14 protein-coding genes are annotated in these 14,921 nt (G+C 68.0%); 9 read left to right on the plus strand and 5 right to left on the minus strand.

Annotated elements, in window-relative coordinates:
• The first annotated feature begins 109 nt into the window (after positions 1-109).
• The 3 genes from B9Y82_RS01700 to B9Y82_RS01710 all read left to right on the plus strand — a co-directional run bounded on the left by B9Y82_RS01700 (position 110) and on the right by B9Y82_RS01710 (position 3,915).
• Complete coding sequence (locus B9Y82_RS01700) at positions 110-2,302, plus strand: TonB-dependent hemoglobin/transferrin/lactoferrin family receptor (protein WP_343124729.1); 2,193 nt, start codon at positions 110-112, stop codon at positions 2,300-2,302.
• Positions 2,303-2,306: 4 nt separating this feature from the next.
• Positions 2,307-2,906 carry a Hemin transport protein gene (locus tag B9Y82_RS01705; protein ID WP_100471318.1) on the plus strand — a complete coding sequence of 200 codons (600 nt, stop codon included), beginning with the start codon at positions 2,307-2,309 and terminating at the stop codon, positions 2,904-2,906.
• A 73-nt stretch (positions 2,907-2,979) separates the two neighbouring features.
• Positions 2,980-3,915: a DUF6607 family protein gene (locus B9Y82_RS01710; protein ID WP_100471319.1), complete on the plus strand. Its 936-nt coding sequence runs from the start codon at positions 2,980-2,982 to the stop codon at positions 3,913-3,915.
• A 108-nt stretch (positions 3,916-4,023) separates the two neighbouring features.
• Here the strand turns inward: B9Y82_RS01710 and B9Y82_RS01715 are convergent, their stop codons facing one another.
• The 4 genes from B9Y82_RS01715 to B9Y82_RS01730 form a co-directional block, all read right to left on the minus strand.
• Entirely contained in the window at positions 4,024-4,359 is a 336-nt protein-coding gene (locus B9Y82_RS01715; protein WP_100471320.1) for a hypothetical protein, read from the minus strand.
• Between the two features lie 2 nt (positions 4,360-4,361).
• Positions 4,362-4,715 carry a DMT family protein gene (locus tag B9Y82_RS01720; protein ID WP_100471321.1) on the minus strand — a complete coding sequence of 118 codons (354 nt, stop codon included), beginning with the start codon at positions 4,713-4,715 and terminating at the stop codon, positions 4,362-4,364.
• A gap of 69 nt (positions 4,716-4,784) precedes the next feature.
• Entirely contained in the window at positions 4,785-7,301 is a 2,517-nt protein-coding gene (locus B9Y82_RS01725; RefSeq protein ID WP_100471322.1) for an ABC transporter permease, read from the minus strand.
• Entirely contained in the window at positions 7,298-7,972 is a 675-nt protein-coding gene (locus B9Y82_RS01730) for an ABC transporter ATP-binding protein (RefSeq protein WP_100471323.1), read from the minus strand. Before B9Y82_RS01730 ends, B9Y82_RS01725 begins: the two co-directional genes overlap by 4 nt.
• Before the next feature lie 48 nt (positions 7,973-8,020).
• Here B9Y82_RS01730 and B9Y82_RS01735 point away from each other — a divergent pair, with 48 nt between their 5' ends.
• The 3 genes from B9Y82_RS01735 (at position 8,021) to B9Y82_RS01745 (ending at position 10,893) form a co-directional block, all read left to right on the plus strand.
• Positions 8,021-8,665: an arylesterase gene (locus B9Y82_RS01735; protein WP_049444410.1), complete on the plus strand. Its 645-nt coding sequence runs from the start codon at positions 8,021-8,023 to the stop codon at positions 8,663-8,665.
• A gap of 87 nt (positions 8,666-8,752) precedes the next feature.
• On the plus strand, positions 8,753-9,466 hold the full coding sequence (locus tag B9Y82_RS01740; RefSeq protein WP_002811889.1) for a response regulator transcription factor: 714 nt from the start codon (positions 8,753-8,755) through the stop codon (positions 9,464-9,466).
• Between the two features lie 155 nt (positions 9,467-9,621).
• Positions 9,622-10,893: a sensor histidine kinase gene (locus B9Y82_RS01745; RefSeq protein WP_100471324.1), complete on the plus strand. Its 1,272-nt coding sequence runs from the start codon at positions 9,622-9,624 to the stop codon at positions 10,891-10,893.
• Between the two features lie 111 nt (positions 10,894-11,004).
• On the opposite strand, the gene B9Y82_RS01750 is transcribed toward B9Y82_RS01745, so the two are convergent.
• Complete coding sequence (locus B9Y82_RS01750) at positions 11,005-11,706, minus strand: SGNH/GDSL hydrolase family protein (protein ID WP_100471325.1); 702 nt, start codon at positions 11,704-11,706, stop codon at positions 11,005-11,007.
• A gap of 213 nt (positions 11,707-11,919) precedes the next feature.
• Between B9Y82_RS01750 and B9Y82_RS01755 the strand changes: the two genes are divergently transcribed.
• The 3 genes from B9Y82_RS01755 to B9Y82_RS01765 all read left to right on the plus strand — a co-directional run bounded on the left by B9Y82_RS01755 (position 11,920) and on the right by B9Y82_RS01765 (position 14,482).
• A complete protein-coding gene (locus tag B9Y82_RS01755; RefSeq protein WP_049435654.1) occupies positions 11,920-12,315 on the plus strand; it encodes a diacylglycerol kinase in 396 nt (131 codons plus the stop codon).
• Positions 12,316-12,347: 32 nt separating this feature from the next.
• Positions 12,348-13,097, plus strand: coding sequence for a TerC family protein (locus B9Y82_RS01760; RefSeq protein WP_049422852.1), 750 nt, complete (start codon positions 12,348-12,350; stop codon positions 13,095-13,097).
• A gap of 224 nt (positions 13,098-13,321) precedes the next feature.
• The gene (locus B9Y82_RS01765; protein ID WP_100471326.1) at positions 13,322-14,482 is read left to right on the plus strand and encodes an MFS transporter; all 1,161 of its coding nucleotides are present in this window, start codon (positions 13,322-13,324) and stop codon (positions 14,480-14,482) included.
• The last annotated feature ends 439 nt before the right edge of the window (positions 14,483-14,921 follow it).

A 14,921-nucleotide genomic window follows, 5' to 3' on the forward strand; every position in this document is an offset into this window, starting at 1 on the left:
GGCAGGGTGGGCGACCCGTCCGCTCCCGCTCTCTCCCCCTCGGTCTACCGCGTGCACCCTCCGGGTGTGCCGGTAACCGGGGGTTCCCCTGCCTGACCGAACGAACCCGATGACCCGCCAAACCGCCCTCTGCCTTGCCATCTGGATGGCCCTGCCGCTGTCCGCCCACGCTGCTGCCGCGGCCACCGCTGCGCCCGAGGCGCGCGAATTCGACCGCGTGCAGGTCACCGCCACCCGTACCGAGCGGGCGGTGAGCGATGTGGCGGCCACCGTGGACGTCATCGACCGCGAGCAGATGGACCGGCACCTGGTGCAGGACATCAAGGATCTGCTGCGCTACGAGCCGGGCCTGTCGGTCAGCCGCAGCGCCGCGCGCTTCGGCCTCGGCAGCATCCGCATCCGTGGCCTGGACGGCAACCGCGTGCGTGTGCAGACCGATGGCATCGCCATGCCCACCAGCTTCAACATCGGCTCGTTCTCCAACGCCAACCGCAACTTCACCGACCTGGACACGCTCAAGCGCGTGGAGATCGTGCGCGGCCCGGCCAGCTCGCTGTACGGGTCCGATGCGCTCGGTGGTGTGGTCGCCTTCGTCACCAAGGATCCGGCCGATTACCTGAAGGATGGCAAGGACAGCTACGTTGGCCTGAAGTTCGGCTACGACGGCGAGTGGAAGGGCCTGCTCGGTGGCGTGACCAGCGCGTTCGGCGGCGAACACTGGAGTGGCATGGTCAACATCAACCATCGCCAGGGCCAGGAAACCGGCAACAAGGGCGACGTGCGCAGCCTCGACAACACCCGCACCGCGCCCAACCCGCAGGACCGCGATGGCCGCAGTGGCCTGGCCAAGCTGGTCTATGCACCCAGCGAGGACCAACGCTTCCGGCTGACCGTGGAAGGCAACGAAGACAACACCGATACCAACGTGCTGTCCTCGATCGACCGCACCACCACCACCGGCATGAAGGCGCGCGACACGCAGAACCGCACCCGCGTGTCGTTCGCCCATGAAATGGATGCGCTGGACAAGGGCTTCGCCGACAGCCTGCATTGGCAGCTGTATACCCAGCACAGTGAAACCACCCAGATTACCGATGAGGACCGCGCCAACCGCAGCCGCCGCCACCGCGAGTTCAACTTCGACCAGCGCGTTTACGGCCTGCAGGCGCAGTTCAACAAGGCGTTCAGCACCGGCAGCGTCGAACACGCGCTGACCTACGGCTTCGAGGGTGCGCGCACCGAAATCCGCCAGAAGCGCGACGGCTACCAGGTGCTGGCCAATGGCCAGACCAGCACCACCATCCTGCCCGACGCCTTCCCGGTACGCGATTTCCCGATCAGCAAGACCACCGAGCTGGGCCTGTACGCGCAGGATGAAATGCGCATGGCCAACGGCAAGCTGTCGCTGGTGCCGGGCGTACGCGTGGACCGCTACGAACTCAAGCCGGAGGTGGACAGCATCTTCGCCGAAGACAATCCCGGCGTTGCGGTGGCCAAGCTGACCAAGACCAGCGTGTCGCCGAAGCTGGGCATGGTCTATCGCTTCACCGACGAATGGTCGCTGTTCGCGGGCTACTCGCATGGCTTCCGTTCGCCGCCGTACAACGACGTCAACCTGGGCTTCACCAACTTCGCCTTCGGCTACACCGCCATTCCCAATCCGGACCTGAAGCCGGAAACCAGTGACGGCATGGAGCTGGGCCTGCGCTTCCTGTCGCCGGCGGCCTACGTCAGCCTCAGCGGCTACTACAACGAGTACAAGGACTTCATCGAGTCGCAGTCGCTGGTCGGTACCAACGCACAGGGCCTGATGGTGTTCCAGTCGCGCAACATCGCCGACGCGCGCATCTACGGTGCCGAACTGAAGGCCGGCGTCGACTTCGGCCAGGTCAGCCCGGCGCTGCAGGGCTGGGCGCTGCGCAGTTCGGTGGCCTGGTCGCGCGGCGACAACAAGACCGAAGACACCCCGCTGGATTCGGTCGACCCGCTGCGTGGCACCGTCGGCCTGATGTACGACACCGACACCTGGGGCGTCGAACTGGCCGGTACCTTCGTCAAGCGCAAGGACCGCGTCACTGCGGCCACGGTGTACCGCCCGGCCGGCTACGGCGTGGCCGACCTGATGGCGCACTGGAACTTCGCCCCGGGCGCCACCTTCAACGTCGGCGTGTTCAACCTGGGCGACAAGCGCTACATCGACTGGTCCAACGTGGGTTCGACGCTGTCGCCGACCAGCCGCGTGCTGGACCGCTATACCAGCCCGGGCCGTACCCTCTCCGCCAGCCTTGCCGTTTCCTGGTGATCTCATGAGCCGAGCCTTGTCCGCACGCAGGAACGACGCCATCGCCGCGCAGGGCAGCGCGGTCTGGCCGACGCCGGCACAGCTGGCCACGCTCGGCACCGTGTTGTGCCTGTACCGCGCCGACGGCAACGAGCTCGGTGGCTGGCGCCAGGCGGTCCGCGTGCATGCCTGCCAGGGCGTGGACAGCGAGGGGGTGCGCGAAAGCCTGTGTTTCCTCGATGCCCGCGGCCGCTGCGTGTGGCGCCTGTACCTGCTGCCCGACAGCGATTTCCTGGCCTGGGACCGGCTGGTCGCGGCGTTGCCGCCTGGCCCGGAACATGACAGCGATGGCAGTGTCGGCGAACGCCTGTGGCGGCGCCTGGCCGGGCACCTCGGCGGCCAGCGCTGGCGCCTGTGCACGTTGCGCCTGCATGCCGCCGACGATGGCCGCACCCTCGCTGCAAGCCTGTCGGCGCTGTCTTCGCTGGGCGCAGCCACCGCGCGACGCATCGCGCGGCTGGAAGGCGCCGAGGGCGAGCTGGCGATCGACGACTGCTGCTGCGCCGACGCCGCACGTCGCCCGGCGCCGCGGGTTCCCGGCGACCTGCCGCTGATCCGGCTGTGACCTTTTCCTGATGGAACGCCTGTCGGCCACGGACGGCCTCTCACTACACCTGCTACCCCGAGGGAAGACCCCGATGAAGTTCCAGACAGCCAGCGTCATGCTGCTGCTCGCCGCCAGCGGCGTGGCCAGCGCGCAGCCCTCCGACATCGCCCGCGACCACGACAGCATCCTCGCCATGCAGGGCGAGTACACAGTGGATTTCGCCTTCGACGAGACCGTGCTGCTGAAGCCCGGCTACGAGCGTGCCCCGGCGATGCGCAGCGGCGGCAACGAGCTGGTCATCGTGGTCGAGGACACCCCCAGGCGCATCGTGCTGCAGCACCTGCTGCTGGATGAAAAGAGCGGCCACATCACCAAGCACTGGCGCCAGGACTGGGTCTACGAAGCGCCGAACCGCTTCGAGTTCAGTGCCGACCAGACCTGGCAGGTACGCAGCATCCCGGCGGCCGTGAACAAGGGCGCCTGGACCCAGTGCGTGTATGAAGTGAGCGATGCTCCGCGCTACTGCGGCACCGGCGCGTGGACCTACACCAACAACGTGCCGACGTGGACCAGCGACCTCAGCTGGCGCCCGTTGCCGCGCCGTGAATACACCAAGCGCAGCGACTACAACGCGCTGGCCGTGGTCAACCGCCACACGCTTACGCCCAATGGCTGGACCCACGAGCAGTTCAATACCAAGGTGCAGCGCAACGCCGACGGCAGCCAGGTGGAGATCGCCCGCGAGTTCGGCTTCAACGACTACGTGAAGACCACCGAGATCGACTTCACCCCGGCCCGCGACTACTGGAAGGCCACCGCTGGTTACTGGGCCAAGGTACGCCAGCGCTGGGACGGCTTCCTCGGCCAGGCCCCGGGCGTGCACCTGAAGACCAAGCTGGACGGCATGGCGATGATCATCCCGCTGTTCACCCAGGCCGAAGAGATCCAGTCCGGCAAGACGGTGAAGGACAAGCAGATCGACGACGTGTTCGCCAAGTACGTTGAGAAGGCGCCGAAGGAAGGCTGATCGCCACGGCTTTGGCGGGTGCCGGGTTTGCCCGGCACCGCATCCACGCATGGCGTGGATCTACCGATCTTTGCCTCTGGTCAAGCGCCATGCGCGAATGCGCTGCACTCAGGACGCCGGTCCACCCAGCGTGGTCAGGTCCAGCCCGGCGTCCCGGAACGTACGCAGGGTGGCCTGCAGGCTCGCCTCGTCATCGCGCGTGCGGACGCCCATGATGGCGTCGCCGCAGCGCGCGCGGTCCGTGCTGCACGCCTGCGGGTCGGGCAGCAGCGCGGTCTGCCCGGCCAGGATCGCCATGTGCACCACTTCCTTTACCGTTTCCAGCACGAAGGCCTGCACCGGGTCCGGGACATGGCCCACCGCAGTGCGGGCACATGCGGGCAGCATCGCCAACAGCAGCGGCACGCCGACGAGAACAGCGCGCAGGCAGAAGCCGTGTCTCATTGCTATTCCTTGAACATCAGGAACGCCGCCACCACGATCAATCCGAACGCCGCGTAGTGGTTCCACTTCAGCGGTTGGCCCAGGTAGAACGCGGAGAACACCGCGAACACCAGCAGCGTGATCACTTCCTGCATGCCCTTCAGCTGCGGCGCCGAATACACCGCGCTGCCAAGCCGATTGCCGGGCACCTGCAGGCAGTACTCGAAGAACGCGATGCCCCAGCTGGCCAGGATCACCGTCATCAGCGGGGCACTCTTGAACTTCAGGTGCCCGTACCAGGCGAAGGTCATGAAGATGTTGCTGCCGAGCAGCAGCAACACCGGGTACAGGTAAGCGGCGAACGAGGTGCCGGGCATCCGGGTGATCTCAGCGAGGTGGGGCGCGCAGCATACAGCCGGCCCCACCCCAGGCGTGTCACGACCGCCTCAGGCTTCGCGCAGCGCCAGTGCCGGCGGCGTATGCAGGATCGCCCGGGTACCCCACCAGCCGGCCAGCAGGCTCAACCCGATGCCGACCACGCCGCCGATCAGCAGGCCCGGCCATGGCGGCAGCAGCGGCAGCTCGAACACCCTCTGCGAGACCGCCACACCGATGGCGGCCGCCGCGCCCACCGCCAGCAGCGCCGCCAGCGTGCCCAGCGCGCCGAACTCCACCAGCACCGCGCCACGCAGCTGGCGCCGGGTCGCGCCCAGGGTGCGCAGCACCGCGCTGTCGTAGCGGCGCTCGCCGGCAGTGGCCTGCAACGCGGCCAGCAGTACCAGCAGTCCGGCCAGCAGGCTGAACACCATCACCAGCTGCACCGCCTGTGCCACCCGTTCCATCACATCGCGCACCTGCGAGATCACCGCGTCCACGTCCAGCAGCGACAGGTTCGGCTGCGCGCGTACCAGTTCGCCCAGTCCCGCCGCCTTGCCGGGCGGCAGATGGAATGCCGACAGGAGGTTGTGCGGGGTATCGCCCACCGCGTTCGGATTGAGCAGCACGAAGAAGTTCGGACGGAAGGTGTTCCAGTCCGCCTTGCGCACGCTGGTGACAGTGAATTGGCGTTCCTGCTCGCCCACCGCAATGCTGATGCGGTCGCCCGGATACACGCCGTAGCGCTTGGCCCAGCCGATTTCCACCGACGCCTCCGCCGCGGTGCTGTCGGCCTTCCAGAAGGTGCCGTTCACCAGGGTATTGGCGGGCGGGAAGGTGCTGCGCCAGCTGAAGTTCAACGGACGGTTCCCGTCATCGTCGTCGCGCTGGCCTTCGCCCTGAGCCGGCTGCCCGTCCTGCACGGACGCGCGGTCCACGCGCAGCGGCGGCTTGCCGTTGATCGCGATCAGGCGGCCGGTGGCCATCGGTTCGATGCTGGCGTCATTGGCGCCCAGCCCGCGCAGCGCGGCCAGCACGCTGTTGCGCTGTTCGGGCTGGATGTTGATCAGGAAGTAGTTGGGGGTATCCGCGGGCAGGCGCTCGCGCCACTGCTGCAGCAGGCCGGGGCCGGTCACCGCCAGCAGCAACAGTGCGCACAACGACAGTGACAGCCCGACCAGCTGCATCACCGCCAGCATCCGGCGCCGGGTCAGCGCGGCCAGGCCCAGCCGCCAGTTGCCATGCAGGCGGTGTTGCAGGCCGCGCAGCAGCTGCAGCAGCACGAAGCCGATGCCACCGGCCGCCACCGCCAGCACGGCCAGGCCGCCGAGCACCCACAGCGCCAGTTTAAGGTCGCCGGTGACCTGCACCGCCAGCAGCAGGCTGGCGGCCAACGCCGCCACATAGGCCAGCAACGAGGCCGGCGGCAGGGCGGCAAAGGAACGGTTGAGCACGCGCATCGGCGGCACCCCGCGTAGCCGCAGCAGCGGTGGCAGGCCGAAGCCGAACAGCAGCAACAGGCCGATGCCGGCGCCGGTCAGCGCAGGCATCGCTTCGGGCAACGGCAGGCGTTGCGGCACCAGGCTGCCCAGCACCTGTACCAGGCCTTCCTGCGCGGCCATGCCCAGGCCGATGCCGAGCGCACAGGCCGGCACCGCCAGCATCAGCAACTGCAGCGCCAGGCCCAGCAGGATGTCGCGCTGGCGAGCGCCCAGGCAGCGCAGGATCGCCACCTGGTCGATGCGGCGCAGCGCGAAGCGGTTGGCGGCCAGTGCGGTGGCCACGCCCGCCAGCAGTACCGCCAGCAGCGCGCTCAGGCCGAGGAAGCGCCCGGCCAGATCGAAGGCCTGGCGCACGCCACGCTGGGTATCGTCCACGCTCAGCAGGCGCAGGCCCTTCACCTGTGGCAGCAGCCATTGCCGCAGCGCCGCGATCGGCTCCGCTGCGCCGGCGAACATCAGCCGGTAGTTGATGCGGCTGCCTGGGCCGAGCAGTCCGGTGCCCTCCACATCGGCGCGATTGACCAGCAGGGTCGGCGAGAGCGTGAGCAGGTCGCCACCGGTGTCCGGCTCGGATTCAATGATGCCGGCGATGCGCAGCGTGCCGGCGCCGAACTCGAGGTCATCGCCGGCCTTCAGCCCCAGCCCCTGCAGCAGGCGCGGGTCGGCATAGGCCTGGCCCTTGGGCGGCATGCCGGCATCGGTGATCAGCACACCGCCGGGCGTGGCCCTTACCCGCAGCGTGCCGCGCAGCGGATAGCCCGCCTGCACGGCCTTGATGCTGGCCATCTGGCTGGCCTCGCCGTTGAACAGCACGCTGCCGAAGCTGGCGATGCGGGTGTAGGCCAGTCCACGCCGCTGTGCTTCTTCAGCGAATGCCTGCGGTGGGTCGTCGCGGCCGGCGATGCCGAGGTCGCCGCCGAGCATTTCCGCCGCGCTGCCGGACAACGCCAGGTTGACCCGGTTCACCAGCGTGCCCACGGCGGTCATCACCGCCACGCCCAGCACCAGCGCGGCAAACACGGTCAGCAGGTCGCCGGCCAGGGCCTCGCGGCGCAGCGCGCGCCACGCATGGCGCAGCAGGTTCATGCCTGCGCCCCACGCTCGACCGGCAGCAGGCGGCCGTCGTCGATGCGGTGGACGTACTGGCAGCGCTGGGCCAGGCGCAGGTCGTGGGTGACCAGCACCAGGGTGGTGCCGCTGCCTGCATTGAGTTCGAACAGCAGGTCGCTGATGTGCTGGCCGGTGGCGTGGTCCAGCGAGCCGGTCGGTTCGTCGGCAAACAGGATGCGTGGGCGGGTGACGAAGGCGCGTGCCAGCGCTACGCGCTGCTGCTCGCCGCCGGACAGCTGGCGCGGGTAGTGGCGGGCGCGATGGGCCAGGCCGACCTGCGCCAGCACTTCGTCCACCCGCGTGCGGTCCTCGCGCCCGGCCAGTTCCAGCGGCAGTGCGACGTTCTCGGCGGCGGTCAGTGCCGGCAGCAGGTGGAAGCTCTGGAACACGAAGCCGACTTCGCGTGCGCGCAGCTGGGCACGTGCCTCTTCATCGAGTTGGCCCAGATCCTGGCCGGACAGCGCGATGCGGCCGCGGCTGGGCAGGTCCAGGCCGGCCAGCAGGCCGAGCAGGGTGGTCTTGCCGGAACCGGAGGCGCCGACGATGGCCGCGCTGGTTCCTTCATGGACGGTCAGGGTGATGTTGTCCAGTATGTGGACTTCACCCTCCGGGCCCTGTACGGATTTGCCGACCTGGTCGACGGCGATGGCGGCGGACGCGCTGCGGGGGGACAGGCTGTCGATGAGGAGACTCCAATGCGCAAGACGGGATGGAGCCGGCGAGCCGGCGCGATGATGGTGCTGCTGCTAGGGTTCCTGCTGCTGCCCGGGCTGGCCTGTGCCAAAGGTCCGGCCGGCACCGTGCTGGTGCTCGGCGACAGCCTCAGTGCTGCCCACAATATCCCTGCCGACGCCGGCTGGGTCAGCCTGCTGCAGCAGCGGGTCAGGCAGCAGTCGAAAACCCCGGCGCGCATCGTCAATGCCAGCATGAGCGGGGAAACCACCGCCGGCGCGCTGACCCGCCTGCCGGGCCTGCTGGCGAAGGAAAAGCCGACCGTGGTGGTGATCGCCCTGGGCGGCAACGACGCACTGCGCGGGCTGACCCCGGCGCAGGTGCAGGGCAATCTGGAAAAGATGGTGCAGGCCAGCCAGAAGGCCGGTGCCAAGGTATTGCTGCTGGGCATCGACGTACCGCCCAACTATGGGCCGGCCTACCGCCAGCGCCTGGCAGCGGCCTACAAGGCATTGGCTACGCAGTACAAGGTGCCGCTGCTGCCGTTCCTGCTGGAAGGCGTGGCCCTGCAGCCGGGCATGATGCAGGCCGATGGCCTGCACCCCACGGCACAGGCGCAGCCGAAGGTGCTGGACAACGTATGGCCGCTGCTGCGGCCCCTGCTCTGAACGATTTACAACCCTCTTGACGGAACTTCACATCGCGTCCACCGTCGATCCGGCATGTTTCACAAAGCTGAAGTTAGAGGGAATCACATGCGTCAGACGAAGGAGACCTCCGGCTTGGTGCTGGTGGTCGAAGACAACCGCAACATCTCCGAGATGATCGGGGAATACCTGGAAGGTCGCGGCTTCGAAGTCGACTATGCACAGGACGGCCTGGATGGCTACCGCCTCGCGGCGGAGAACAGCTATGACGTCGTGGTGCTCGACTTGATGTTGCCGCGCCTGGATGGCATCGAAGTATGCCGTCGCCTGCGCAACGATGCGCGCAAGTCCACACCGGTGCTGATGCTCACGGCACGCGACACTCTGGACGACAAGCTCACCGGCCTGGGGTTCGGCGCCGATGACTACCTGACCAAGCCGTTCGCGATCCAGGAGCTGGAAGCCCGCCTTCGCGCGCTGATCCGCCGCGAACGCCGCCAGGTCGGTTCGGAAGTGCTCAAGGTCGCCGACCTGGTGCTCGACCCGGTCAGCATGCGCGCCACCCGTGCCGGCACCGAGCTGCAGCTGTCGCCGATCGGCCTGCGCCTGCTGACCATCCTGATGCGCGAATCGCCGCGCGTGGTCACCCGCCAGGAGATCGAACGCGAGATCTGGGGCAATGGCCTGCCGGATTCGGACACCCTGCGCAGCCATCTGTACAACCTGCGCAAGATCATCGACAAGCCGTTCGACCGTCCGCTGCTGCACACCGTGCAGAGCGCCGGCTACCGCATTGCCGATATCGCCCAGCCGATGGCCTGATCAGGGCCCACGCCGGTGCAGTTGCAGGCCCGGCCGGGCAATGACCATGCACGGAGCCGGGGATGACCGGCCGGCGCTGCCGCCGGTCATCACCCGTGCACGACTACGGCGCGGTGCGCTGCCTATAATCGCAGCGCTCTGACCGGGACCCCGCAATGCCGCACGGCCTGCCGCGCAAGATCCGTATCGCCTTCATCCTGCAGGCAGTTCTGGCCAGCCTGGGCATCCTGCTCGGTGCCTGGCTGGTCTCGCTGGTGATCAAGCACAGCCTGGTCGGCGCGGCCCTGCGCGAGGAAGCGGCGTACTACTGGACGCTGTACGAGGCCTCGCCGGTGCAGCCGCCACCCAACACCCAGAACATCCGTGGCTATCTGCTGGAAAGCGGGCAGTCGGCACTGTCCTTGCCTGGCAACCTGCGCAACCTGGAGCCCGGTTTCCACGAGCTGCCCAAGGACGACCAGCTGGTGCTGGTCGATGTACGCCCGGCGGGCCGCCTGTACCTGGTATTCCTGCGGTCGCGCGCGGAAATGCTGGCCTTCTGGTTCGGCATCGTGCCGGTGCTGCTGACCTTGTTGGCGGTGTATGGCGCCAGCTGGGTCACCTACCGTGCCTCCAAGCGGCTGGTGTCACCGGTGAACTGGCTGGCGCGGCGCGTCTCGCGCTGGGACCCGGGCCACCCGGAGGCGGCCGACCTGGAGCCGAACAAGCTGCCTGCGGACATGCAGGGCGAGACCCGGCAGCTGGCGGCGGCGCTGCATTCGCTGGCCAACCGGGTCAGCGCGCATGTGGCGCGCGAACGAAATTTCACCCGTGATGCCAGCCACGAGCTGCGCACGCCGTTGACCGTCATCCGAGTGGCCAGCGACATGGCCCTGGGCGATGAAGCCCTGCAGCCGCGCCTGCGCCGCAGCCTGCAGCGCATCCAGCGCGCCGGCCGTGACATGGAAGCAGTGATCGACGCGTTCCTGATCCTGGCCCGCGAAGCCGACGTCGAACCGCAGATCGAGCTGTTCGATGTCAACGACATCGTCCGCTATGAGGTGGACAATGCCAACGAGCTGCTGGGCAACCGGCCGGTATCGGTGCACCTGCACAGCGAAGCCCCGGTGCAGCTGCATGCACCGCCGCGGGTGCTGCAGGTGGTGGTCAGCAACCTGGTGCGCAACGCGTGCAGCTACACCGACGAAGGGCGTATCGACGTGCACGTGCTCACTGACCGGGTGGTGGTGCGCGATACCGGCATCGGCATGTCCGCCGAGGCGTTGTCGCGCGCGTTTGAACCCTTCTACCGCGCCGAGCCAAGCCGCCCGCAGGGCACCGGCCTGGGCCTGTCGATCGTGCGCCGGCTGTGCGACCGCTTCGGCTGGAAGGTCAGCCTGGCCAGTGAGCCTGGCCAGGGCACCGAAGCAACGGTGATCTTCCGATAGAGGGCTTTTGCCGGGCTGCGCCCGGCATCCGCCGAGGCAACATCAACATCCCCGTCTTCGACAGTTCCCCGCCATCCGCAGTAGATCCACGCCATGCGTGGATGGGGTTGCTCAGTTGCAGTTGACCTTCGGCGCCAGCGCCCTGGTCCAGATCGCATACCCGGCCGGGGTCATGTGCAGCATGTCCTCGCGGAACAGCGTCGCGTCCGGCTGTCCATCGGCGCCGAGCATCGGCGTGTAGATGTCGGTGAAGCCGGTATTGGGCAGCCTGGCCAGCGCGGCCTTGATCAGCGTGTTGGCTTCGTTGATCGCCGGCAGCAGGTGCGCGCGCGACGGGCTTGGCTTGATCGACAGGTACTCCACCTTCGTCTTCGGCAGGTCGCGATGCACGCGCTGCACGAAGGCGACCACGTCGTCGCGCACCTGCACGGCGCTGCGGCCGCTGTTGAGGTCGTTGTCGCCAGCGTAGAAGAACACCTTGCACGGCGCGTAGGGCACCACGATGCGGTCGGCATACCAGGTGCTGTCGCGCACTTCCGAGCCGCCGAAGCCGCGGTTGAACACCGGCTGGCCGGGGAAGTCGGTTGCCAGGCTCTCCCACATGCGGATGGAGGAGCTGCCGATGAATTCGATGCCACCGTGCGGCGGCGGGTTGGACAGGTCGGCGCTGGCGAAGCGGGCCATGTCGGCGGCCCAGGCCACGTTGGAGACCTGTTCGGGGACGCGCGGCGGCTTGGCCGGGCTCAGCGCCTGGGCCAGGGGGGCGGCGGTCAGCAGGCCCAGCATCAGCAGGCAGGTACGGCGACGGGACATCAGACGCTCCAGCAGGGAAGGGAGAGAGCCATCATAGAAGCTGGGGCGGGCCCGGGCTTGCCCCTGGCAGTCCATTCACCGGGCCGGTGCCGGGATGCGCTGACGGCCTTGTGGCAAAATGGCGGCCATCTGCCTATCCCTGTGCACCCATGATTCCCTGCCGTGCGTCTGAGCGGTCGCTGCGCCGCGCCCCTGTTGCTGGATGTTCCACCCGTGGCTGATCAGTTCGGCCATCTGCCCCGCGGCCCGCGCCGCATCTTCCAGGCCGCCCGCTGGTCCTGGCAGGGCCTGCGTGCGGCCTGGCTGCATGAGTCCTCGTTCCGGCTGGAGGTCTACCTGCTGATCCTGCTGACCCCGGTCGCGATCTGGCTGGGCCAGACCCCGGTCGAGCGCGCGCTGCTGATCGGCTCGATGCTGCTGGTGCTGGCGATGGAACTGGCCAACTCGGCCATCGAAGCGGTGATCGAACGTTACGGCAGCGAGATCCATGAGCTGGCCGGCCGCGCCAAGGACATGGGCTCGGCGGCGGTCTTCGTGCTGATGATGAACGTGCTTCTGTGCTGGGCGCTGGTCGTGGTCCCGCATGCAATGGCCGGCAATTACGGCTGATCCCCATTCCCCCACTGCCCTGAAGAGTTTCCATGTCCTTTGAGTTCCTCGCCGACCCCAATGCCTGGGTGACCCTGTTCACCCTGAGCGCACTGGAAATCGTGCTCGGCATCGACAACCTGGTGTTCATTTCCATCGCGGTCAGCAAGCTGCCGGAAGAGCGTCGCCCGTTCGCGCGCAAGCTCGGCATCGCCGTGGCCTGCATCACCCGTATCGCCCTGCTGGTGTCGCTGGCCTATCTGGCGCACATGTCCGCCAACCTGTTCACCGTGGCCGGCATGGGCATCTCCATCCGCGACCTGGTGCTGATCGTCGGTGGCCTGTTCCTGATCATCAAGGGCTACATGGAGATCAAGGAACTGATCACCGGTGGCGAAGACGAGAACCCAGCCACCAGCAAGGCCTCGGGTGTATTCGGCATGGTCATCCTGCAGATCGCCATCATCGACATCGTGTTCTCGCTGGACTCGGTGATCACCGCCGTCGGCATCGCCGATCACATCCCGGTAATGGTTGCCGCCATCCTGCTGTCGGTGATGGTGATGCTGCTGGCCGCCAACCCGCTGGGCCGCTTCATCGACGCCAACCCGACCGTGAAGATGCTGGCCCTGGCCTTCATCCTGCTGATCGGTGCGGTGCTGATCCTGGACGGCCTGGACGTGCACGTGCCCAAGCCCTACATCTATGCCGCGATGGGCTTCTCGGTGCTGGTGGAGTGGCTGAACCTGCTGATGCGCCGCCGCGCGCGCGAGCACCACGTGCCGGGCGCCGGCGACTGGTAAGCGCGCCACTGGCACGTGTGTCACCCAGAACCCCCGGCCTGGCCGGGGGTTCTGCGTTGTGGGGCGAGGCGCTACAACGGCGTTGCGGTTTTTGCACTTTCCGTGGGGTTCAGGCATCCACTTGTGAATCTGGATCAACAGTGTTTTCCCGGGGCGAGGCTTAATCCGCCACAGCAAAGCGCGCAGGCTACGCACTCCCGCTTCCCCGCCCCCAGGAAACCCCCATGAATTCCAGAGCCGCCTTGCTGGCGCTTGCCGTCGGCGCTTTCGCCATCGGAACCACCGAGTTTGCCCCGATGGGCCTGCTGCCGGTCATCGCCGACGGCGTGGGAGTCGGCATTCCGACCGCCGGCATGCTGATCACGGCCTACGCCGTCGGCGTGATGCTGGGCGCGCCGGTGATGACCCTGCTGATGGGCCGTTTCGGCAAGCGCACCGCGCTGATGCTGCTGATGTCGATCTTTGTGGTCGGCAACCTGTTGTCTGCAGTGGCCCCGAACTACGGGCTGCTGCTGCTGTCGCGCCTGGTCACCAGCCTCAACCACGGTGCCTTCTTCGGCATCGGTGCGGTGGTCGCCGCCAGCCTGGTACCGAAGGAAAAGCAGGCCGCCGCCGTGGCCACCATGTTCATGGGCCTGACCATCGCCAACATCGGCGGCGTGCCGCTGGCGACCTGGGTCGGCCAGCAGCTGGGCTGGCGCCTGTCCTTCGCCGGTACGGCGATGCTGGGCCTGGTCGCGATCACCGCGCTGGGCTTCGCGCTGCCGGCGTCCGCACCGGGGCCGCGCCCGGACGTGCGCCGCGAACTGAAGGCGATCCTGCAGCCGCCGGTGCTGCTGGCGATGGCCACCACCGTGCTCGGTGCCGGTGCCATGTTCACTCTTTACACCTACGTTGCGCCGGTGCTGACCGAACTGACCGGCGCCTCCAACGGCTTCATCGCGCTGTCGCTGGCGCTGATCGGTATCGGCTTCACCGTCGGCAACGGCATCGGCGGGCGCATGGCCGACTGGTCGCTGGATGGCGCCACCCGCATCCTGCTGGCCGTCCTGGCACTGCTGATGTTCGTGCTGCCGCTGGCCTTCATGAGCCACGCCACCGCCGCCCTCGGTGTGCTGCTGTTCGGCGCGGCGACCTTCGCCCTCGTACCGCCGCTGCAGATCCGGGTGATGCAGGCAGCCAGCGAGGCGCCGGGCCTGGCATCGTCGATCAACGTGGGTGCGTTCAACCTGGGCAATGCCGTGGGTGCGGCGCTGGGGGGCGCGGTGATCAGCTCGGGGCTGGGCTACGCCGCGATTCCGGTGGCCGGTGGCCTGCTGGCGGCGTCGGGCCTGCTGCTGGCGTGGCTGGGGCGGACGCGCGCTGTGGTGGCCGAGGCCTGCTGAGTGATGTGGGGTGCCGGCAGGGCTTGCAGCCCTGCACCCGCCGAGGCCACTGCAACAGCAACAGCGTGCATTCCGTGGGTTGGCGGGGGGGGGGCCGGTGGCGGGGGACGCCGTAAACCCGTCCATGGGGGCTTGGCCGCGGCATCCATGCCGCGGACACCCCCGCCACCGGACCCACCCCGCCTTCGACAATTTCCCGCGATCTGTCGCAACGGCGTTCCGCTCTGGTAGGTGTCGACCTTGGTCGACACGAATGCCTGAAGAACCGGCTGTTGCTTTTGATTTTTCTTTTGATCTTCCCGCGGTGCGCAGGAAACCGTATGAGGCCGGGCGGGTGCGTTGGCTGGGGGCGTGAGCGCCATGGGCCCGAGGCATGCCTCGGGCGGGTTGGGCAGGACGCCCAACCCCGGTCTTGCCGTGTGCGCAGGACAGCGCACAC

Origin of the sequence: Stenotrophomonas maltophilia, assembly GCF_002799155.1 — a bacterium.
GTDB classification, from domain to species: domain Bacteria; phylum Pseudomonadota; class Gammaproteobacteria; order Xanthomonadales; family Xanthomonadaceae; genus Stenotrophomonas; species Stenotrophomonas maltophilia_R.

Excerpts from the sequence above, each read along its gene's own strand:
- B9Y82_RS01700 (WP_343124729.1), top strand. The coding sequence starts at position 110 with ATGACCCGCCAAACCGCCCTCTGCCTTGCCATCTGGATGGCCCTGCCG.
- B9Y82_RS01705 (WP_100471318.1), top strand. The coding sequence starts at position 2,307 with ATGAGCCGAGCCTTGTCCGCACGCAGGAACGACGCCATCGCCGCGCAG.
- B9Y82_RS01710 (WP_100471319.1), top strand. The coding sequence starts at position 2,980 with ATGAAGTTCCAGACAGCCAGCGTCATGCTGCTGCTCGCCGCCAGCGGC.
- B9Y82_RS01715 (WP_100471320.1), bottom strand. The coding sequence starts at position 4,359 with ATGAGACACGGCTTCTGCCTGCGCGCTGTTCTCGTCGGCGTGCCGCTG.
- B9Y82_RS01720 (WP_100471321.1), bottom strand. The coding sequence starts at position 4,715 with ATGCCCGGCACCTCGTTCGCCGCTTACCTGTACCCGGTGTTGCTGCTG.
- B9Y82_RS01725 (WP_100471322.1), bottom strand. The coding sequence starts at position 7,301 with ATGAACCTGCTGCGCCATGCGTGGCGCGCGCTGCGCCGCGAGGCCCTG.
- B9Y82_RS01735 (WP_049444410.1), top strand. The coding sequence starts at position 8,021 with ATGCGCAAGACGGGATGGAGCCGGCGAGCCGGCGCGATGATGGTGCTG.
- B9Y82_RS01740 (WP_002811889.1), top strand. The coding sequence starts at position 8,753 with ATGCGTCAGACGAAGGAGACCTCCGGCTTGGTGCTGGTGGTCGAAGAC.
- B9Y82_RS01745 (WP_100471324.1), top strand. The coding sequence starts at position 9,622 with ATGCCGCACGGCCTGCCGCGCAAGATCCGTATCGCCTTCATCCTGCAG.
- B9Y82_RS01750 (WP_100471325.1), bottom strand. The coding sequence starts at position 11,706 with ATGTCCCGTCGCCGTACCTGCCTGCTGATGCTGGGCCTGCTGACCGCC.
- B9Y82_RS01760 (WP_049422852.1), top strand. The coding sequence starts at position 12,348 with ATGTCCTTTGAGTTCCTCGCCGACCCCAATGCCTGGGTGACCCTGTTC.
- B9Y82_RS01765 (WP_100471326.1), top strand. The coding sequence starts at position 13,322 with ATGAATTCCAGAGCCGCCTTGCTGGCGCTTGCCGTCGGCGCTTTCGCC.